Below are 19,377 nucleotides of genomic sequence, written 5' to 3' on the forward strand. Positions count from 1 at the left end.
ATAAATACATGATAGCGCTGGAGTCATATTTTAATTGAAAGGTGTTAACTTTATGAATCAATTACATCGCAGAATGGGAACGTTTGCACTCATGATGGTCGGACTTGGGTCGATGATTGGCTCCGGCTGGTTATTCGGGGCGTGGCGGGCGGCTCAGATTGCGGGACCTGCCGCAATTATTTCCTGGATTATCGGTATGATCGTTATTTTGTTTATCGCACTTTCTTACAGTGAATTGGGTTCAATGTTCCCGGAAGCCGGGGGAATGGTAAAATATACTCAATATTCTCATGGATCATTTATTGGATTTATCGCAGGATGGGCAAACTGGATTGCGATTGTTTCCGTTATTCCGGTGGAAGCGGTTGCGTCTGTTCAATATATGAGCTCATGGCCTTGGGAATGGGCAAAATGGACAAGCAATCTCGTTCACAACGGCACTCTTACGGGAGAGGGGCTCGGCTTCGCATCCGTATTACTGATTATTTACTTTTTACTGAATTATTGGACAGTTAACTTATTTTCAAAAGCGAATTCATTGATTACCATCTTTAAAATTATTATTCCGGGGCTGACAATCGGAGCGCTGCTGTTTACCGGTTTTCACGGCGGAAACTTCACATCCGGTTCAAGCATTGCGCCGAACGGCTGGGCAAGCGTGCTGACGGCGGTGGCCACATCGGGTATCGTATTTGCGTTTAACGGGTTTCAAAGCCCGATTAACATGGCCGGAGAAGCAAAAAATCCCGGCAAATCGATTCCGATTGCGGTTGTCGGTTCGCTGCTGGTCGCAACCGTCATTTACGTCCTATTGCAAATCGCATTTATCGGTGCGGTTGAACCTTCCATGATCGTTCACGGCTGGAGTCACCTGAACTTTAATTCTCCATTTGCCGATTTGGCGATCGCATTGAATATCAACTGGCTTGTCATTATTCTTTATGCGGATGCGTTCGTATCTCCGTCAGGAACGGGTATCACATATACCGCTACGACGTCACGCATGATTTACGGCATGGAAAAAAATAAATATATGCCGAGCATTTTCGGAAAGCTTCATCCGCTGTACGGCGTGCCGCGCCAAGCGATGATTTTCAATCTGATCGTATCGTTTATCTTTCTGTTTTTATTCAGAGGATGGGGCGTGCTTGCTGAAATCATTTCCGTTGCGACGCTGATTTCTTATATCACGGGTCCCGTGACGGTGATGACGCTGCGGCGGACGGCGGGGGATTTATACCGGCCTCTCCGTCTGAAAGGCCTCAGCGTGGTTGCACCGCTCGGCTTCGTATTCGCGTCTCTCGTGCTGTATTGGGCGCGCTGGCCGTTAACAGGGCAGGTGCTGTTTATCATTTTGATCGGCCTTCCGATTTATTTCTACTACCAAGCGAAAGCGAAGTGGAAAGGATTCCGCAGAAACTTTAAAGGCGGCGTCTGGATGGTTGTCTATCTGCTCAGCATGATGGTCATTTCATGGCTCGGAAGTGAAAAATTCGGCGGTCTGAACATCATTCCGTACGGCTGGGATATGGGGCTGATCGCAATCGTTGCCCTTGCCTTCTATGCGTGGGCGCTGAAGAGCGGCTTCAAGACTGAGTATTTGAAAGACGCCAAAGCAATCAACGATCAATTAAAAGGCGGACAGGCGGAAGCCGCTGCCGGAAAAGAATAGTGATTGATAAAAACCTTGCGGTAACGTTCCCGCAAGGTTTTTTTATCGGACGAAAAAACATGGGTTCGGCATCATCTCCGAACCCATGCTGCCTTTATGATTTGTAATCTTTTTTAACCTTTTGGAATACATCCGCATAGTTGGTAAACACACCGGTTACGCCCCAATTCAGCAGACGGCGCATGTCCGCCTCGCTGTTCACGGTATAAGGGTGCAGCAGAAGGCCGTGGCTGCGAATGTTTCGGACATTTTGAGCGTTCAGCGCTTTGTAATCCGGTCCGATTCCGACGGCATATGTTTTTATGTCCGTTAAATCTGCGTCAGTCATTGACGTCATCTGTTCCGCTTCAAGCAATTGGACGGCGGGAAGTTTCGGATCGAGCTGTTTGATTTTCAGAAGGCTGTCCTTGCTGAAAGACTGAATGATAACTTGTCCAAGTTTCGCATGCTTGCCTGCCAATTTGTATTTTTTCAGTGAAGCGATCAGTTTTTCTTCCATACCCGGATATGTTTCGGGCGCCTTTGTTTCAATATAATAGTTTGCATGTCTGCCGAACCGTTTTAACACGTCATCAAGTGTGGGAACGCGAAGTCCGGCGTATTGCGGTTTTGCTTTTTCCGGATAGGCCTTATTGAACCAAGAGCCAGCGTCGAGCTTTTGAATCTCGGCTAATGTATGATCCTTCACCCAGCCTTGTCCGTTTGTGGTGCGGTCCAGTTTTTCATCATGCATGACGATCAGCTTGCCGTCTTTTGTCATTTGTAAATCCAGCTCAATATAGTCAGCCTTCATTTTTTGCGCAGTTTCATAAGAAAGGATCGTGTGCTCCGGGACATACCCCGAAGCACCGCGATGGGCAATGGTCAAAATTCTGTCAGGAGACAAGAGGTTTCCTTTTCCCGCTGCCGATACAGGCGTGACGATGAATGACAATAAACCGAGTGAAAGCAATACCAAAGCAAACAACTTATGTTTCCGCATGTTTTCTTCCCCCTTAAAAATCAATATCTGTCTCTAGTGTAGAAAATCGTTGTAAATGCTGTACTGCAAAAATATTAATCTTTTATGTTGTTTTCTTACACATGCTCCGCCCGCTTGCCCGTATTCCACGTCATAGCCAAGAAGACGATGGACAGCACGCATGAGGAGATAAGCATGATAAAGCCGCCGTTCCAGTCAAAGCGGTCTACGACATAACCCATGATGGCGTTGGCGAAAGCAGAGCCTCCGATGTAGCCGAAAAACCCGGTTAAGCCGGCTGCCGTTCCCGCCGCTTTTTTAGGCGCAAGGTCAATGGCCTGAAGCCCGATCAGCATGACAGGTCCATAGATTAAGAAGCCGATGCTGATCAGCGCGATATTATCGATGAGCGGATGACCGGCAGGGTTAAGCCAGTAGACCAATACAGCGATAAATACGCCGGCCATGAACAGTACGCCTGCCGGCGCGCGGCGGCTTTTGAAAAAACGATCGCTGATCCAGCCGCACAAAATCGTTCCCGGAATTCCCGCATATTCATAAAGGAAATAAGACCACCTGGAGTCTTCAGGAGAGAATCCTTTCGCTTCCGTCAAATAAGTCGGCGCCCAGTCAACGACACCGTACCGCACGAAGTAAACAAAGACATTGGCAAATGCGATATACCACAGAAATTTATTATTCAGCACGTATTTGAAAAGAATTTCTTTGGTCGTCATCTCTTTTTCCTGGTCTTTGAACGCATGTTTCGGATAGTCATTCCGGTATTCTTCAATCGGCGGAAGCCCGCAGGATTGCGGCGTGTCCCGAACGAGAAGAACAATCACAAATGAAATAACGATGGCGATAATCGCCGGAAAGAAAAATACGCTTTTCCAAGTAACAAACATGGCGATGCCGAGAGTCACGAGCGGGGCGAGAATACCTCCGCCTATGTTATGGGCGACATTCCATATCGACATTTTCGTGCCGCGTTCACTGATGGAAAACCAATGAGCCATCGTCCGTCCGCAAGGCGGCCAGCCCATTCCTTGAAACCATCCGTTAATAAACATAAAAATGAACATAATCGTCACGCTTGACGTGACCCACGGCATGGAAACAAATAAAATGTTTACGACACCTGACAAAAACAGACCTGTCGCAAGGAAATACCTCGGGTTGCAGCGGTCAGACACCATCCCCATAATAAATTTACTGAAGCCGTAAGCGATTGATACGGCCGCAAGCACCAAGCCAAGTTCCCCTTTTGAAAACCCTTGTTCCTGAAAATAAGGAATAGCGAAGGCAAAGTTTTTGCGAAGCAAATAATACCCGGCATACCCGATGAAAATCCCCAAAAATACTTGCAGCCTGAGCCGTTTATAGGCCGCATCCGTCTTTGAATCATCCAATCTCTCAATATGCGGAGCGGGCTTAAACAATTGAAACATCATATCCTCCCCTTTGCTGAACGTCTATCATGATGTATGTATGACTCCTTTCCTTGAAAATGACAAAAAGAACCAGAAATCACCCTTGTGAAAGGGCGGGGTTTCCTGGTTCTCCTCATCTCCATCCAAAAATCATTAACTTGTGTATGATAGCGCTTTCTTAAATTATCACAGTCTGACGTGAATGTAAACGCTTTAAGGAAAGTTTTCATTTTTTTGAATAAATAACCGGAGGGAATATCAGCCGGAGAGCGAAAGATTTGAAGTACTCGATTTTGTACTCAGGCATAAGATGTGTTAGGCCGAACTAAGAAAAGCGAAGGGAGTGCATCTGTTGATTGATGAATTGGATTTTGCGTTCGGTGTTCTGCCGCTTTGTATCATCATCTTGTCAGTCGCCGGAACATATTTGTTTAAAAACGCGTTCATTATGCCGGCTGCCGCTTTGGCCGTTTGCCTTATATGCACCTTTACCGTATTGAATTTCTCGTTTATCGGGTGGGCCGTCGTGTACACGCTCGTCTCTTTCGCGTTATCGCATATTACGATGGTGGTGATCAGCCAAAATAAAAAATAGGATCGGCGGCAGCCGATCCAGCTATCAAAAGCAGAGATGTGCTCTCTGCTTTGTTTTATTTATGAATGTGCAGGAATTCCTTGATGACCGCGGTCTGTTCTTCTTTCGGGTAGCTTCTGTACAGATGGCTGGTTAAGCGGACGGGATCACCGAAGAAGTACCGCTCATATTGTGTCTGTCTTGTTCCAAAGGGGCTCATGGTCAAATCCCATGCGAGGCGGAACACTTTTACCCGGTCCTCAGCGTTCAATTCGGCCGCCTGCAAATATTGGTCAAGGTCTCCTCTGATGTCAGAACGGAACGCTTTTTCAGTCGGCAAAGTCACCATTCCGCTTGCCCCGATCAGCTGAATGATTTCCGTGAAGCGCGGGTAGATGTCGGGAAAAATCGCGCTGACCACACGAAGCGGAGTGACACTCGGACGCATATAACCCCATTCATCTGTTTCCGCATCATTCTCCGACTTTTCCAAAAGGGCTTTCATCGTTTCCAGACCGGTGATGATTTCAGCCATCTTAGCCTGAATATGCTGATATTCGCCCACATCTATCGCTTCGACAAGCGTTTGGGCGAGGCCCAGGAGAAACTCCGTCTTTACAATTTGTCTCGTGATAACTTGATGAAATGCGAAGGCGTTAAAAGAGCTTTTCATATTAAAATCAAAAGCCGCCTCGTAATTATTATAAAAAAATACGCGTTCCCAAGGGACTAAAACGTGATCAAATACAACGATAGAATCCATTTCTTCATATCTTGAGCTGAGCGGATAATCAAACGCTGATTTTCCGAGTACGAAAGATTCCCTGCAGATGAATTTTACTCCTTTTGTATTGGAAGGGATTGAAAAAGCGAACGCTTCATCCGATTCAAAATACATTTTAGGCAGAGAAACCACGAGCACTTCATCCGTCAGGCCGCCTTGTGTGGCTAAAATCCGGGCGCCGTGTATGATGAGGCCTTTTTCATTTTTATCGACGACTTTTGCCGAGATAGGTGTTGGCGATACGTTTACACCCATTTGTGAACGATTCACCTGAGGGGTGATAAACGTGTGCGTAAAAGAAAGATCCTGTGCAGCAGCGCGTTCATACAGCGCTTGAACATGTTCCGGAAAACAATGCTCGCGGTCTTTCAAAAGCGCGGCGGAGGAGGCGAAGCTCATCAGCACGGTATTCATATAATCTGGGCTTCGACCCATCATTCCATGCGTCTGCCTGGCCCAAAGCTCGAACATGTTTCTTCTTCTTTTTACGTCATCTTTCGTTTTCGGCTGCAGGTATGAAAGCCCGGCCCGTTCTTTTTTACCGGGAAGACTGTAAGTCATTTGATCTTTCATGTCCGGTTTCGTTTGCAAATCATAAAGAGAGCGCTTCGTTTCCAGAAGGCCCTTAAATGCGGGATGTTCAGAAATCTGTCCCTCGATCTTTTCACCATCAAGCCAAATCTCATTTCCAAGCTGATTTAATCGGTCAATGAACATTTTGCCATTAATGATACCCATCATGTCGCCCTTCTTTCTTTGCAGATCCACTACCTCATTATATTGAAAACGAAATTGGGTGTTCCGGTTATTTCCAAAGGGGAAGAGCCTTTTCTGATAAGGGGGGTGAAGGGTTTGCATAATAAAAAAACCCCTTAAGCAGAGGGGTTTTTAACTGATCATGTCTCTGTATCGTTGTTCGAGGACGAAGTCTATCATTCCGGTGATACGGGTGTTTTCAGATTTTTGTCTGAAACGGTCAGACACTTGGATTTTTCTTGAAAACGGAAATACAGCAATAATCCAAACAAGGCCGGCCAGGCCGAAAACCATTTGCAGAGCCATTTCAATCAATTCATTAAAATGAGTGCTGAAAAAAAAGATATATAACGTGATGAATGTGACTGTATATACGATTTTGACAGTATGTCGGAAGGTGAGGGGCGGTTCAGTGAAACACATTTTCATTTGATTCAGTGTGAGCGAATCTTGTTTCATTAAGTATGTAAGCAGTTCTTCGTCATTTTGACTTCGCGGAATCAAATCGGTTTCTATTTTTTGAACGGTTTCCTTGTATGTCTGCATATCAATCTTCATGCGAATCCTCCTTTAGAAATAACTCCAAGAATACTCATTGAGCATTCCTGGAGCAAGGAGCTGCCTGTTCAATTATAGAAATAGTGATAAAACCGTGCTGAACAAGGCTGCAGCTCCTCCTAATTCAGGTGCTAAAACGACTAAAGCACCGATCCCTACAATAACAATAATTCCTGCGCCTGCAATAGCCATGGTATTCACGACAGAATCCCAATCCGGGGAGTACACCTCTTCGGAATCCGGCAACCTGAAACTCTTTTGTTTTATTTTAAATGTAATGGTAGTTGTTAGTCCAGTTGTAGCACTGTCACCGACCGGAATATCAGGTGTATAAATTTTAAATTGAATATTCAGCGATCCCGCAGCCGGATTGACATACACTTCTAAATAACCGTTGCGGACTGACAAGCTCAGACTGTTAAGCAGGTTTTGATAGGAATCAATTTGTGATGCTGTAAAAGAGACTTGTGAATCTCCCATCAGACCGGTAATATAAGCTCCCGGTTTGCCATTTGTAATGGTAACTGTGTTGGGAGAACCTTCGCTTGGCACTGTTGCCAAAAGTGAAGTAGATAAAAGAATATCCATTTCAGGTGATGCATAAATGGTTTCTGTCTTGTCGAATTCAAACATGGCATTCGCAAGATTCGATATATTTTCTAAAGCAGGAATGGTTGTTAAAATGTCCGTCAGTGTGCGCAGTCTTGCATCATACACAGGATCAGAAGGCGGATGGACGCTGCTTACACCTGAGTCTTTTCCGGAGTATCCGTCTTTGTCAATGGCGACTTTTCCCGCTCCGCTTCCGATCGTTCCTTCATAAAATTGATCAAAAGCCCAGTTTTTCGGCATCGGGTATCCGAGGTTGCCGCTGAATCCGGTCGACATGTTAGCCGTAAAACTATATTTGGTCAGACCTGCTTCTGACGTCCGGATACAAATGTTTCTCGGTCCGTATACCCCGATTTCATATTTCGGCGCAGTAGAGAACGCCTGCATTTTCATAAAAGCTGACTTGATTTCTTGGAAGTAAGGGATGATTTTATCCGTGACTTCATAATCATACGCATCGAAATCGACGGCAAAGTAAATGGTCGTTCCTGACGGAAAGCCTAATCTTCGGGCGGCTGATGCAGCGCTGTACGCATCTCTCGTTCCTTGGTCTTTTACAAAATAAGAAGATTCATAGCCGCCGTCCTGATAAATCGGAAACACGCTTAAGCCGGCATTGAAAATAGTGGAGAGTTCTTTTGACGTTAATGCTTTCGATGTCAGTCCGCTGCTTGTCCGCACATTTCCGGTCAGATATCTTCCCACGATTTTATAGCCATTCTCACGTAAAGTTTTGGCCGTATCTGCCGTCAAAATGGCAGCGGTGTCACAAGCTGAAGCAGCCCGTGTTGTGTCGCCTGAGCTTGATAATAAAGCTTTAATCGTCGGCATGTCCGCATAACCAGTCTGCGGCAGGCACATAAACTTTTGGAAAGCTTTCACTGCCGATACAACGCCGACGCCGTATTTTCCGTCGAATTCACCGGGGTCAAATGATTTCCCATTACAGTAAAGCGCGTATTGAACAATCAAAACAAAGCCTGTCCGTGAGTCGCCGGGAGTCAAGGTAGGGCATAAGCTGGTCGTTCCGTTCCCGAAAAATCCATTGGCGACGCTTGTGCTCATGCCTTCTTCTTTTTGCAGGGCATAAATGAGAGCCTTGTTTGTATCGCGGGCATATAAGCCGTCACAAGGCATCAAGCCGATGTAGTCATTGTAATCCCGGTTCAGGTTCTGCTGGATTTGGCGGATTTTTTTGTCGCCTCCCGCTACTAACCGAAAAGCGCTCATATCCAGCAAGGCCTTCATAATGAGTGCCGTGACGATGCCGTCTTGCTTAGTGAGCCCGGCCGCTTTTTGAAACTCTTTTACAGCGTTTTCGGTATTTTCATAGAAAACGCCTGAAAATCCGCCGGGGTTAAAACCTTTACACCACAGCGCCCCTTGCAGAATGTAATTCATGTTTGTCGGCTTAGAATCGGGAGCCTGCTTTTTCAACGGTTTAAACAATCTTTGTGTCGTCGGTCCGAAGTTATCGGCAGGTTCTGAAATACCAAGCTCAATTTGAAGCGCCCGTGTCAGACCGTAAATGGTATCCCAGCCCGTTTTTCCGTTTTCCGGCACTTTGTTGTACCCGTGTCTGCCCTTGTACGTCTCATTCAGCCATTGTTGTGTTTCCAGGACCATTTCGTCCATTGCAATCCCTCCATTAGGTGTAGTGTGCGTTCATTCATAGGTGGCAAACGTATGACAGTTTGTCATGGGTGCAGAGGTTTATCCAAGGAGAGCCCCATCATACAGCCGCAGCACAAACGCCGAAAGAGAGGCATTGATAGGAAAAGACCTCGCTATGACAATTGATACAAAAACAACAAATGAATAGCGGTTTAAAGTAACTTTATCACTTAATCAAAAATAACAAGAATCATAAGTAGTAGTCATATAGTCGTTTTAAGGGCTGTTCACATCTCTTCCTGCAGTCAAAATGGTTAGTTGGACGGATTTATGATTGGCTATATTGTCATTAACATAAATAGGGTAAATAGTTACAGGAAGGAAGGATTTTCTCGATGAAAAGCAAAAAGATTTTTAAGTCGCTCATCATTATTTTTACTCTTTTAATCAGCGGAATTAGTTTTATGGGTTTTTCTTCTCCGCAAAAAGCAGAGGCTAAAGACTGGCTTCATACTTATAAAAGCGGGTATTTCACTAACTATGTGATCAATACATATCATCCTAAATTCACTAAAACGACAAAAAAGTACAGCTTGAGAGCCGTATCTGTTAAATCCAACAGTAAAGGGAAGGGTACGTATAAAATATACGTCCAAAAGCAAGTCAACGGCAAAGGTGCCTGGAAAACAATCAAAACCGCCAATGCAAAGAAAAATGGAACGACTTATTTTGAAACACCTTCGTTGAAAAAAGGAGATTCATACAGATTTAAATTGGTCAATCAGGGTTCGAAAAAACGTGTCAATTATAGTGCAAGATGGATTGTATTCGCTTCATAATGCTGATTTTCCGGTCTATAAAGTTTTAGCTGCTGCTGCTGCGGCAGCTTTTTATTTTCTCCGGAGCTCAACCGCCAGGGAGCCCGCACCTGTCTCTTCGGGCTTACGTTTGTATTTCACCGCATCATTCTGGATTATGCGTAAAGGTACATCGCTTCAATGATAAGCCAATCCCGGGTTCTTTTTTACCGATTCTTTTGATTCGTTTGAAAATGTTCTGATATAAAAAAGGCGTGCCCCGGTGTAAAATGGCTATATTGATAAATATGGAGGTTGAGATGGATCAAGATTATATGACTGAGCTTGTCTCAGTCCAGCTGAAGAAAATCCGGTCGGAGAGAGGCTACACACAGGAGAAAATGGCGGATGTGATCGGCCTTTCTAAAAAGTCGCTGGTGCAGATTGAGAAAGGGCGGGCGCTTGCGGAATGGCCGCACGTTGTGGCGGTTTGCGCGCTTTTCAGATCAAGTGAAACACTGCAATCCGTATTAGGAGATGATCCGCTGGAGGTCATTGAAGCGGTTGCTCACCGCACAATTGACAGGCCGAAGGGGAAGACGATGGGCGGCAAGGTGTGGTGGAAAACTATCGAGAAAAAAGGCGAGTTCCGCTTGCAGCAGCATTTGATTTCCCACCATTACCGCATCCTTGATTCCTATGATGATCTGTGGTTCAGCAGTTTTGAAAAGGCAGAGGCTTTGGAGCGGCTTGATGAGCTGTTTTTGGAGGCGGAAGAAGCGAAGCGCTGAGCACCTCCGGTTGATGTATTTTCTGACAAGTGGGAAAATATATATAAATTCCAACCAAAGGAGAGATTCGAATGAAGCCTGAAGATATCGTCCGAAGCGGCCCGAATCAGTACATATGCAAGGAAGGAATCGCAAAAGAACTTCCGGGGCTGCTGGAGACATTCAGAAAACCCGTTATTGTGACCGGAATCAAATCCTATCAGGCGTTCTCCGATTACGGCGGCGGTTCTTCCTGGGATGTGATTCAGCATAAAGGATACTGTTCACCTGAGGCGGTGTGTAAGGTCTGTGAGCAGGCGGAAGAAGCGGATGTGATCATCGGTATCGGAGGCGGCACGATTTTAGATTTGGCAAAAGCGGCGGCAGACCGGCTTGATATAGAAGCTGTGATGGTTCCTTCCATTGCGGGGACGTGTGCGGCAAGTACACCATTGAGTGTCATATATGATGAGAGCGGCAATTTTATCAGAGTTGATTATCATAAGCGTTCAAGCTATTTGACGCTTGTTGATCCGCTGTTTTTGCTTTCCTCTCCCATTGAATATATGAAAAGCGGGATCGGTGATACGCTGGCGAAATGGTATGAGGCCGAGGCGGTCATCAGAAATACGGAGGAGGCGGCGCCGCTGATGGCGCAGGCGGGGCTGAGACAGGCGGAATATATCCGTAATCTGTTATTGCGTTACAGTGAAGCGGCCGTCGGAAGCATGGAGAAAGGCGAGCTGTCCGTGCCGTTTATCCATACGGCGGAAACGATCATTATGCTTGCGGGAACGGTCGGCGGGTATGGCGGCCGTTTGTGCAGGATGGCAGGGGCGCATGCGGTCCACAACGGACTCAGTTTTCTTCAGGAGACACATCAGGTGCTGCATGGCCAGAAGGTTGCTTACGGCATATTGGTGCAGCTCGCGCTTGAGAATCGGAGACCTGAGATTGAAGAGCTGCTTCCGTTTTACCGCCGGCTCGGTTTCCCCGTCAGTCTCTGTGATCTCGGCATCCTTGACAATCATGAGGAAGCCAAGCGCCGTATTGCTTCTCACGCCTGCCGGGCGGAAGAATCGTTATGTTTAATGGGACAATATCGCGAGAAGGACGTGTCAGCTGCGATTGAATCGCTCGAATCAGCGCAAAAGACAGGATAGAGCTTGTCATCTATCTTGTCTTTATTTTTTGAATATTTCCGTTATAATGAGTGGGGGATAGAAAGGGAGGGGCCAAAGGACATGTATCAGGCGAAGAAGATGTTGTTATTAGGATCAGGCGAGCTGGGGAAAGAAGTCGTCATTGAAGCGCAGCGGCTCGGGGTTGTCACTGTAGCCGTTGACAGCTATGAGCATGCTCCCGCCATGCAGGCCGCGCACAAAAGCTATGTGATTGATATGCTTGATAAAGCGCAGGTCAGAGAAGTCATTGAGAAAGAAAAACCGGACTTGATCGTGCCGGAAGTGGAAGCCATTGCGACGGTTGAGCTGCTGAAGCTTGAGGAAGAAGGTTTTCACGTCATTCCGAATGCGCGTGCGGCAAAGCTGACGATGGACCGTGAAGGCATCAGACGGCTTGCGGCAGAGACGCTTCATCTTCCGACTGCCGGCTATGAATTCGCGAATACATATGAAGAATTTAAAGAAGCGGCGGAAACAATCGGCTTTCCGTGCGTGGTAAAACCGCTGATGAGCTCTTCCGGAAAAGGACAAAGCGTGTGCCGCTCGGCTTCCGGGCTGAAAAGCTGCTGGGACATGGCGATGGAAGGCGGCCGAGTGAAAAACGGCCGGGTCATCGTTGAGGAATTCATTCCGTTTGAATCAGAAATCACTCTTCTGACAGTGCGCGCGGCGAACGGTACGTCCTTTTGCGCGCCGATCGGACATGAACAAAAAGACGGTGACTATATTGAATCATGGCAGCCTCATCATATGACGGAACAGCAGATCAAAGAGGCGAAACACATTGCGAAAAGCATAACGGACGAGCTCGGCGGATACGGTTTGTTCGGGGTGGAGCTTTTCCTTACTGAAGATAAAGTATATTTCAGCGAGGTGTCTCCCCGTCCGCATGATACAGGGCTCGTTACGCTTGTGACGCAAAATTTGTCAGAGTTTGCGCTGCATGTCCGCGCGGTATTGGGATTCCCGATTCCGGAAATCACTCAGCTGTCGCCGGGGGCAAGCCGTCCGCTGAAGGCGCCAAAAGAGCTTGCTGATTATGCGGTTGAAGGTTTGGAAAAGGCTTTGGCGGTAAAAAGCACTCAGGTCCGCGTATTCGGTAAACCCGTCACGAAAGTAGGACGCCGTATGGCGGTTGCGCTTTCTGCAGCTGAGACCGTTGAAGAGGCCAGAGAAAGAGCGGCCGAAGCACTCAGTCATTTATCAATTACATAAAATGATCTTAAAAGGCGTTTTTACCGTAATGGTAAGGCGCCTTTTTTGTTTGGACAGACTATATACTGGAAAACGGGGTTGTGAGATAATGTATGAGGCCGTTTTGTGCCGGCTTTTTAATTCTTGAAACTTTTTATGTCCGCAATCGTTATATGTAATGTTCTCATTTCACGGAGAAGGAAATAACAATACATCATACGGCTTTTCATTCATCAAGAACGGACAATCCGGATCGCAGCATGGAATATTTAAGCAGGGTAATCCGGAATAGAGGAAACCATGATTGCTTACCTTAATATGAACGGCGAAAAAACAAAAATCACCAGATTAGATTGTTCAAATAACACCAAATGCTGTATAATAAAAGAATTTGAATGATAGCATTGAAAGTATTTCATTTTATGTTTCCGTAAAATGGGGTCTTTATGCATACGCAGTCCGATTTGATATGGTTTTAATTGGAGGTTTGTGTAAACTGTGAATTATATACCTAGTATGATTACAATTGGAAATTTCATTTGCGGGCTCTTATCGATTCATTCCCTTTTGTATCATAATATACACTCTGCGGTGATCTTTATTTTCACCGGGATGTTTCTTGATTTCTTTGACGGTTTGGCCGCCCGTAAGCTGAACGCGGTATCGGAGATGGGAAGGGAGCTTGACTCTTTTGCGGATCTCGTGACGTTCGGCGTAGCGCCGTCCATGCTAGCTTACAGTGTTTCACTATATACGATTCCGTTCATCGGAATTTTAATCGCGCTTTCCTACAGTATCTGCGGGATGATCCGTCTTTCCAGATTTAATATTGAACAAAGCAAGCTGCCGACGTTTATCGGGATGCCGATTCCGTTTGCGGGTATGTGTCTTGTCATTTTGAGCTTTATCAATAACGCTTTTCTTCTGGGGGCGGGAACGATCGCGCTCGGTTATTTAATGGTCAGCAACATTAAATTTCCGCACTTTAAAAAACAGGCGCCTGAAAACCTGGAGAGCAGAAGATGGAATTAGTTCAGCAATTAATATCCGATTACGGATATATCGCGATTTTTCTTATGCTGACACTTGGTATTATCGGATTGCCAATTCCGGATGAAGTCATGATGACGCTTGTGGGCTACTTCGCTCATTTAAACGTGCTGAATTACGGGCTCTCCATTCTGATCAGCTTTATCGGAGCGCTCCTTGGGATGATTATCAGCTACTTCATCGGCAGAAAAGCCGGCCGGCCGTTTATTAATAAGTTCGGAAAATGGGTCGGCCTGAAGGAAAAGAGGATGGAGAAAGTAGACAGGTGGATGAAGAAGTACGGGCCGTACACCATTATTTTAGGTTATTTCATCCCTGGCATCAGACACGTGACCTGCTACTTTTCCGGAATCGGCAGAATGGAATTCAAAACCTACTTATGCTTCGCCGCCATCGGAGCGTTTTTATGGTGTTTTATTTTTATTACTATAGGAAAATTCATAGGAGTAATCAATGTTTAATACTGCCGCTAAAGTTCTTTACCGTTCATTGATTGAACTGACTAATAATCGATTGACGTCTTATCTCATTAAAAACTTCTGTGAATCGAAACTGAGCAAGCCGATGATTCCGCTGTTTTCCAAACACTATCGCATCAACTGGAATGAAACGGAACGTACGGCTTCTGACTTTGATTCACTGGCGTCATTTTTCATTCGTGATATTAATTTGAATCTCCGCCCCGTGGCAAAAGAGAAGAACGCCATCGTCAGTCCTGTGGACGGCGTCGTTCAGACGGTGGGCATGATTAATCCGAATCAAACCTTCATGGTAAAAGGGAAGGATTATTCGTTTGCTGAACTGACGGGGTTTAAAAACGCCGATCACAAATACAACGGCGGCCGTTTTGCCGTGCTTTATCTGAGCCCGAGACATTACCACCGCTTCCATTCTCCCGTCAGCTGCACGTATCAGAAGCTGGCCGAGTTGGGGAAACGCTCCTATCCCGTTAATACGATGGGATTGAAGTACGGGAAAGATGTGCTCTCAAAAAATTACCGTTATGTGTACGAGCTGACCCGTGCTGACCAGCAGATGCTGATGATTCCGGTAGGTGCGATGAATATTAACTCGATCGTTCAGACAAACACCGGAAACAGGCTTGAGACGGGGGAAGAGCTGGGCTATTTTTCATTTGGATCGACCGTTATTTTAGTATTCGAGAAAGATATGTTTACCCCTTCGGATAACCTGACTGAAGGCCGTGAATTACAGGTCGGTCAGATCATCGGTTATGCGGAGTCACAGGAGGAGGCGTCCGCTTTATAAAAGCTGCTCCTCTTTTTTATATGGTGTAAGGAAGTGAACATTATGAAAGAAAAGGATTTGGCAAAGCTGATAGAGCAGTACCAGCATACAGGGGATCAGCAAATTCTTGAAGCCGTGCGGGACGCATGCCGGCCTGTCGTTGAGGAGCTCATCTCAGAACTGGCTGAAGACAGCGCCGATCTTCTGCGGGCAAAAGGCCGTGACCGTTTTCCGTTTATTATCGGCAAGTATCAGACCTCGGCCGGCCTTTCGCTTGAGACCTTTTTGCGCAACACGTATCGGTTTTATTTTCAGCAGGTTTTAAAAGGCGAAGCGTGACTGGAAGAAAGAGTCCGGACGGAAATGTTCATCTTTCGCCCGTTTTCCTGTATGATATAGTAGAGTGTGCGATCATTAATTTAATTGAACAGGGTGTATAAATCATGGAAAAACAATATAGAGTTTTACTTTATTATAAATATGTAAAGATTGATGAGCCTGAAGAGTTCACGGCTCAGCATTTGAAGTTTTGTAAGGAGCTCGGTCTGTTAGGCCGTATTTTGATTTCTGAGGAAGGCATTAACGGTACGGTGTCCGGAACGGTTGAACAGACGGAACAATACATGAATGCGCTGAAAGCTGATCCGCGCTTTGCTGACATGCCGATCAAAATTGACGAGGCTGACGGACATGCATTCCGCAAAATGTTTGTGCGCCATAAAAAAGAATTGGTGACGCTTCGTCTCGAAGATGATGTTGATCCGAATGTCACGACGGGCAAGCATTTGAAACCGAAAGACTTTTATGAGCAAATGCAGGATCCTGACACGATCGTGATCGACGCCAGAAACGACTATGAGTATGACCTCGGTCATTTCCGCGGAGCGGTCAGACCTGATATTGAGGCGTTCCGTGAGCTGCCGGACTGGATTGAAGAGCACAAAGACATGCTTGAAGGTAAAAAAATTCTCACGTACTGCACAGGCGGCGTACGCTGTGAAAAATTTTCCGGCTGGCTGCTGAAGAAGGGCTTTGAAGACGTGTCCCAGCTTGACGGCGGTATCGTCACTTACGGTAAAGATCCTGAAGTGAAAGGGCAGCTGTGGGACGGACAGTGCTACGTGTTTGACGAAAGAATCAGCGTACCGGTCAACCGCGTAGAGCACGTTATCATCGGAAAAGATTATTTCACGGGCGAGCCGTGCGAGCGTTATGTGAACTGCGCAAATCCGGCATGTAATAAAAAAATGATCTGCACACCTGAGAATGAATACAAATACATGCGCAGCTGCAGTCACGAATGCCGTACGAACGAACGCAACATGTATGTGAAAGAGCACGAAATGACTCAGGAAGAAATCAATGAACGCCTTGCTTTGATTGAAAAAGAGGATCATGCGGCGATTGATTAATAGAAAAGACCACCAATGAGGTGGTCTTTTTTGTGTTTATATACTTTCTGTCCGGGCAGTCTGGTCTGCCGTGACGGGTCCTTTATATTTAAATGCTTTTTCCCACTTGGACACGACGATGCAGGCGACCGCATGGCCGGGCACGTTGACGCCGGTTCTCGCCATGTCCATGACGCGGTCGACACCGGCAATGATGGCGACACCTTCCGCGGGGAGACCGACGGCATTGGCTGTCGCCAGAAGCACGACGAGGGAGCCTGACGGGACGGCGGCAATGCCTTTGCTTGTCATGACGAGCACAAGCATCATCAGAAGCTGCTGAGAAAGCGGCATCTCCACATGAAACGCCTGCGCCAGAAAAATACAGGACACCGATAAATAGAGGCTTGAGCCGTCACAGTTCAGCGATAAACCTGACGGAACCACAAAGGAGACGACCCGCTTCGGACAGCCGTATTTCTCCATCCGATCCATCAGCTGAGGCAGAATGGTTTCTGTGCTTGTCGTGGAGAAAGCGATCAAAAACAGATCCCAAATCATTTTCAGCACTTCAAAGTACTTGATTTTAAAGATAAGCCCCACGATCGGAAACAGAACGAAGAGTATCAGGAACAGCCCGAGGAACACAGTGCCGATCAGCTTCAGCATCGGAAGCAAAAGCGCGATTCCGAATTGCCCGACGGAGGCGGCCATAAGGGCGAGAACGCCGATCGGAGCGGTGACCATCACCATCTGCGTCAGCTTGAACATAATATTTGCCGTGGATTCGAAGAAACTCATGACAGGTGCGGAGGCTTTGCCGATGCCGGCTGCGGCAACACCGAATAAAATCGCGAAAAAAATGACGGCGAGAAGATCGTTTTTCGCCATAACGTCAATGATATTAACGGGGATAATATCAAGAAGCATTTGTTTCAGGTCGACTACTTTTTCCGTATAGCCGGAAAGCTCGTGAATGTCTTTTTTAGCAAGATGAGAAAGGTTAAGTCCGACTCCCGGCTTCAGCACGTTCGCCAATAACAGACCGAGCGCCAGAACAAGCGTCGTAATCACTTCGAACCAAATAATCGTTTTGATGCCGAGACTGCCCATTTTTTTCATACTGCCGCTGCCGGCGGCTCCGATGACAATGGTTGAAAACACGATCGGCACGACAATCATTTTAATCAGGCGGATAAATCCGTCTCCGACGGGCCGCAGCGCCATCCCGAAATCCGGGAAGAAATGGCCGATCAATGCTCCGATAGCTAAAGCGATCAAAATCTGGAATGCGATAAATTTTTTCAAGCGAATCCCCCTTTTACTTGCGCATTTCATACGTAATTCGTGAAGCAGGCGGCAACCACCTTCCTATCCGCCATAAATTTGTCACATTATTGACTGTGCGATAGAAAGGATTGTTTTACATTATGTAAGCGCAATCATTTATTATGACAGAAAGTCCTCATTGAAAAAAATGAAGGAGAATAAAATAAAGTTAGAATTTCGCTTGAAAATATCAAAAATTTTGATAATTATTTTCTTATAAGTGGTATATTTGATATGATACGGTCAACTGCATCCTCATATATCTGTGCATACACGATTCAGGCAGAGAAAACAGGCAGCTTATAAAAGACTGAAAATTTAAACAATTAGAAGAAAGGTGTGCTTTTGTTGAATCAACTGATTGAAAGACGTAAGGTCACAGCAAGAAAAGAAAAACCGGATTCCGCTTCATTGGGATTTGGCAAGTACTTCACAGATTACATGTTTGTCATGGATTACGAAGAGGAGACAGGGTGGCATGATCCGAGAATCACACCTTATGAACCGGTCCATCTGGATCCTTCCGCATCGGTTTTCCATTACGGGCAGGCCGTATTTGAAGGGCTGAAGGCTTACAGGTCAGAAGACGGACGGGTGTTGATGTTCCGTCCTGACCAAAATATAAAACGGCTGAATAAATCGTTACGGCGGATGAGCATGCCGCCTCTTGACGAGAAGCTGGCGCTGGAAGCATTGATACAATTGGTGGAGCTGGAGCAGGAATGGATACCGATAGAAAAAGGAACCTCTTTATATATCCGTCCGTTTGTAATTGCGACTGAGCCTTCTTTAGGCGTCCGGCCTTCAAAGCGTTACAAGTTCATGGTTGTTCTGACGCCTGTCGGTTCGTACTACGGCGATCAGCTGAAACCGATCCGTATTTATGTGGAGGATGAGTATGTGCGTGCCGTCACCGGCGGAGTGGGCGACGTCAAAACGTCCGGAAATTATGCGGCTAGCTTACAGGCTCAGCGGAAAGCCGAAGAACTGGGGTATGATCAGGTGCTTTGGCTCGACGGGGTGGAAAAGAAATATGCCGAAGAGGTAGGGAGTATGAATATCTTTTTCATCATAAACGGAGAGGCCGTAACGCCGGCATTAAACGGAAGCATTCTCGGGGGCATCACACGCGCATCTGTGATAGAGCTGTTAAAAAGCTGGGGCATCCGTGTCAGGGAAGAACAGGTCGCCATTGATGACATCTATGAGGCTGCGATGAGAGGCGAGGTGTCAGAGGTATTCGGTACGGGAACCGCGGCCGTCATCTCGCCGGTCGGCGCGCTGCACATTCACGGAGAAACAATTGAACTGAATAACGGTTTGATCGGTGAAGTGTCAGAAAGGCTCTATGAAACGATTGCCGGCATCCAAGTCGGGAAGGTGCGGGATTCGTTCAGATGGGTGGTTGAAGTATAAATGAAAAAAGAACCCTTGCGCTGCAGGGTTCTTT

18 protein-coding genes are annotated in these 19,377 nt (G+C 46.4%); 12 read left to right on the plus strand and 6 right to left on the minus strand.

Going from position 1 to position 19,377, the window contains the following annotated elements:
- Positions 1-52 precede the first annotated feature (52 nt).
- Positions 53-1,672 carry a glutamate/serine transporter AimA gene (gene aimA, locus SB724_RS14110; RefSeq protein ID WP_265973254.1) on the plus strand — a complete coding sequence of 540 codons (1,620 nt, stop codon included), beginning with the start codon at positions 53-55 and terminating at the stop codon, positions 1,670-1,672.
- Positions 1,673-1,766: 94 nt separating this feature from the next.
- Here aimA and SB724_RS14115 read toward each other — a convergent pair whose 3' ends face one another.
- Positions 1,767-2,654 (minus strand): glycerophosphodiester phosphodiesterase, encoded by an 888-nt coding sequence (locus SB724_RS14115; protein ID WP_410571611.1) that lies wholly within the window; start codon positions 2,652-2,654, stop codon positions 1,767-1,769.
- 95 nt (positions 2,655-2,749) lie between these two features.
- Positions 2,750-4,084 carry a glycerol-3-phosphate transporter gene (gene glpT, locus SB724_RS14120; protein ID WP_003156725.1) on the minus strand — a complete coding sequence of 445 codons (1,335 nt, stop codon included), beginning with the start codon at positions 4,082-4,084 and terminating at the stop codon, positions 2,750-2,752.
- A gap of 334 nt (positions 4,085-4,418) precedes the next feature.
- Between glpT and SB724_RS14125 the strand changes: the two genes are divergently transcribed.
- Complete coding sequence (locus SB724_RS14125; RefSeq protein WP_007408994.1) at positions 4,419-4,661, plus strand: DUF2651 family protein; 243 nt, start codon at positions 4,419-4,421, stop codon at positions 4,659-4,661.
- A 55-nt stretch (positions 4,662-4,716) separates the two neighbouring features.
- Here the strand turns inward: SB724_RS14125 and hpaB are convergent, their stop codons facing one another.
- From hpaB to SB724_RS14140, 3 genes are all read right to left on the minus strand, one after another.
- Positions 4,717-6,162: a 4-hydroxyphenylacetate 3-monooxygenase, oxygenase component gene (hpaB, locus tag SB724_RS14130; protein ID WP_038456832.1), complete on the minus strand. Its 1,446-nt coding sequence runs from the start codon at positions 6,160-6,162 to the stop codon at positions 4,717-4,719.
- A 150-nt stretch (positions 6,163-6,312) separates the two neighbouring features.
- Entirely contained in the window at positions 6,313-6,738 is a 426-nt protein-coding gene (locus SB724_RS14135; protein ID WP_410571613.1) for a hypothetical protein, read from the minus strand.
- Between the two features lie 72 nt (positions 6,739-6,810).
- On the minus strand, positions 6,811-8,985 hold the full coding sequence (locus tag SB724_RS14140; protein WP_342019379.1) for a glycoside hydrolase domain-containing protein: 2,175 nt from the start codon (positions 8,983-8,985) through the stop codon (positions 6,811-6,813).
- Positions 8,986-9,359: 374 nt separating this feature from the next.
- On the opposite strand from SB724_RS14140, the gene SB724_RS14145 reads away from it, so the two are divergent.
- From SB724_RS14145 to trhO, 9 genes are all read left to right on the plus strand, one after another.
- Complete coding sequence (locus SB724_RS14145; protein ID WP_410571616.1) at positions 9,360-9,803, plus strand: hypothetical protein; 444 nt, start codon at positions 9,360-9,362, stop codon at positions 9,801-9,803.
- A gap of 278 nt (positions 9,804-10,081) precedes the next feature.
- The gene (locus tag SB724_RS14150) at positions 10,082-10,552 is read left to right on the plus strand and encodes a helix-turn-helix transcriptional regulator (protein ID WP_045206559.1); all 471 of its coding nucleotides are present in this window, start codon (positions 10,082-10,084) and stop codon (positions 10,550-10,552) included.
- A gap of 71 nt (positions 10,553-10,623) precedes the next feature.
- On the plus strand, positions 10,624-11,694 hold the full coding sequence (locus SB724_RS14155) for an iron-containing alcohol dehydrogenase family protein (protein ID WP_410571618.1): 1,071 nt from the start codon (positions 10,624-10,626) through the stop codon (positions 11,692-11,694).
- An 81-nt stretch (positions 11,695-11,775) separates the two neighbouring features.
- Positions 11,776-12,930 carry a phosphoribosylglycinamide formyltransferase 2 gene (gene purT / locus SB724_RS14160; RefSeq protein ID WP_410571620.1) on the plus strand — a complete coding sequence of 385 codons (1,155 nt, stop codon included), beginning with the start codon at positions 11,776-11,778 and terminating at the stop codon, positions 12,928-12,930.
- Between the two features lie 477 nt (positions 12,931-13,407).
- Positions 13,408-13,941: a CDP-diacylglycerol--serine O-phosphatidyltransferase gene (gene pssA, locus SB724_RS14165; RefSeq protein WP_007409002.1), complete on the plus strand. Its 534-nt coding sequence runs from the start codon at positions 13,408-13,410 to the stop codon at positions 13,939-13,941.
- Entirely contained in the window at positions 13,932-14,420 is a 489-nt protein-coding gene (locus tag SB724_RS14170) for a DedA family protein (protein WP_003156711.1), read from the plus strand. The genes pssA and SB724_RS14170 overlap by 10 nt, the downstream gene beginning before the upstream one ends.
- Entirely contained in the window at positions 14,413-15,228 is an 816-nt protein-coding gene (locus tag SB724_RS14175; protein WP_265973262.1) for a phosphatidylserine decarboxylase, read from the plus strand. The genes SB724_RS14170 and SB724_RS14175 overlap by 8 nt, the downstream gene beginning before the upstream one ends.
- Positions 15,229-15,270: 42 nt before the next feature.
- On the plus strand, positions 15,271-15,546 hold the full coding sequence (locus SB724_RS14180) for a hypothetical protein (protein ID WP_265973264.1): 276 nt from the start codon (positions 15,271-15,273) through the stop codon (positions 15,544-15,546).
- A gap of 104 nt (positions 15,547-15,650) precedes the next feature.
- Complete coding sequence (trhO, locus tag SB724_RS14185; protein WP_007609165.1) at positions 15,651-16,619, plus strand: oxygen-dependent tRNA uridine(34) hydroxylase TrhO; 969 nt, start codon at positions 15,651-15,653, stop codon at positions 16,617-16,619.
- A 36-nt stretch (positions 16,620-16,655) separates the two neighbouring features.
- On the opposite strand, the gene gltP is transcribed toward trhO, so the two are convergent.
- The gene (gltP, locus tag SB724_RS14190; protein WP_110124493.1) at positions 16,656-17,906 is read right to left on the minus strand and encodes a glutamate-aspartate/proton symporter GltP; all 1,251 of its coding nucleotides are present in this window, start codon (positions 17,904-17,906) and stop codon (positions 16,656-16,658) included.
- A gap of 369 nt (positions 17,907-18,275) precedes the next feature.
- Here gltP and SB724_RS14195 point away from each other — a divergent pair, with 369 nt between their 5' ends.
- The gene (locus SB724_RS14195; protein WP_130571659.1) at positions 18,276-19,343 is read left to right on the plus strand and encodes a branched-chain amino acid aminotransferase; all 1,068 of its coding nucleotides are present in this window, start codon (positions 18,276-18,278) and stop codon (positions 19,341-19,343) included.
- Positions 19,344-19,377 lie beyond the last annotated feature (34 nt).

Origin of the sequence: Bacillus sp. SIMBA_031, from assembly GCF_046535225.1 — a bacterium.
Classification (GTDB): domain Bacteria; phylum Bacillota; class Bacilli; order Bacillales; family Bacillaceae; genus Bacillus; species Bacillus velezensis.

Excerpts from the sequence above, each read along its gene's own strand:
- aimA (WP_265973254.1), top strand. The coding sequence starts at position 53 with ATGAATCAATTACATCGCAGAATGGGAACGTTTGCACTCATGATGGTC.
- SB724_RS14115 (WP_410571611.1), bottom strand. The coding sequence starts at position 2,654 with ATGCGGAAACATAAGTTGTTTGCTTTGGTATTGCTTTCACTCGGTTTA.
- glpT (WP_003156725.1), bottom strand. The coding sequence starts at position 4,084 with ATGTTTCAATTGTTTAAGCCCGCTCCGCATATTGAGAGATTGGATGAT.
- hpaB (WP_038456832.1), bottom strand. The coding sequence starts at position 6,162 with ATGGGTATCATTAATGGCAAAATGTTCATTGACCGATTAAATCAGCTT.
- SB724_RS14135 (WP_410571613.1), bottom strand. The coding sequence starts at position 6,738 with ATGAAGATTGATATGCAGACATACAAGGAAACCGTTCAAAAAATAGAA.
- SB724_RS14140 (WP_342019379.1), bottom strand. The coding sequence starts at position 8,985 with ATGGACGAAATGGTCCTGGAAACACAACAATGGCTGAATGAGACGTAC.
- SB724_RS14145 (WP_410571616.1), top strand. The coding sequence starts at position 9,360 with ATGAAAAGCAAAAAGATTTTTAAGTCGCTCATCATTATTTTTACTCTT.
- SB724_RS14150 (WP_045206559.1), top strand. The coding sequence starts at position 10,082 with ATGGATCAAGATTATATGACTGAGCTTGTCTCAGTCCAGCTGAAGAAA.
- SB724_RS14155 (WP_410571618.1), top strand. The coding sequence starts at position 10,624 with ATGAAGCCTGAAGATATCGTCCGAAGCGGCCCGAATCAGTACATATGC.
- purT (WP_410571620.1), top strand. The coding sequence starts at position 11,776 with ATGTATCAGGCGAAGAAGATGTTGTTATTAGGATCAGGCGAGCTGGGG.
- SB724_RS14170 (WP_003156711.1), top strand. The coding sequence starts at position 13,932 with ATGGAATTAGTTCAGCAATTAATATCCGATTACGGATATATCGCGATT.
- SB724_RS14175 (WP_265973262.1), top strand. The coding sequence starts at position 14,413 with ATGTTTAATACTGCCGCTAAAGTTCTTTACCGTTCATTGATTGAACTG.
- SB724_RS14180 (WP_265973264.1), top strand. The coding sequence starts at position 15,271 with ATGAAAGAAAAGGATTTGGCAAAGCTGATAGAGCAGTACCAGCATACA.
- trhO (WP_007609165.1), top strand. The coding sequence starts at position 15,651 with ATGGAAAAACAATATAGAGTTTTACTTTATTATAAATATGTAAAGATT.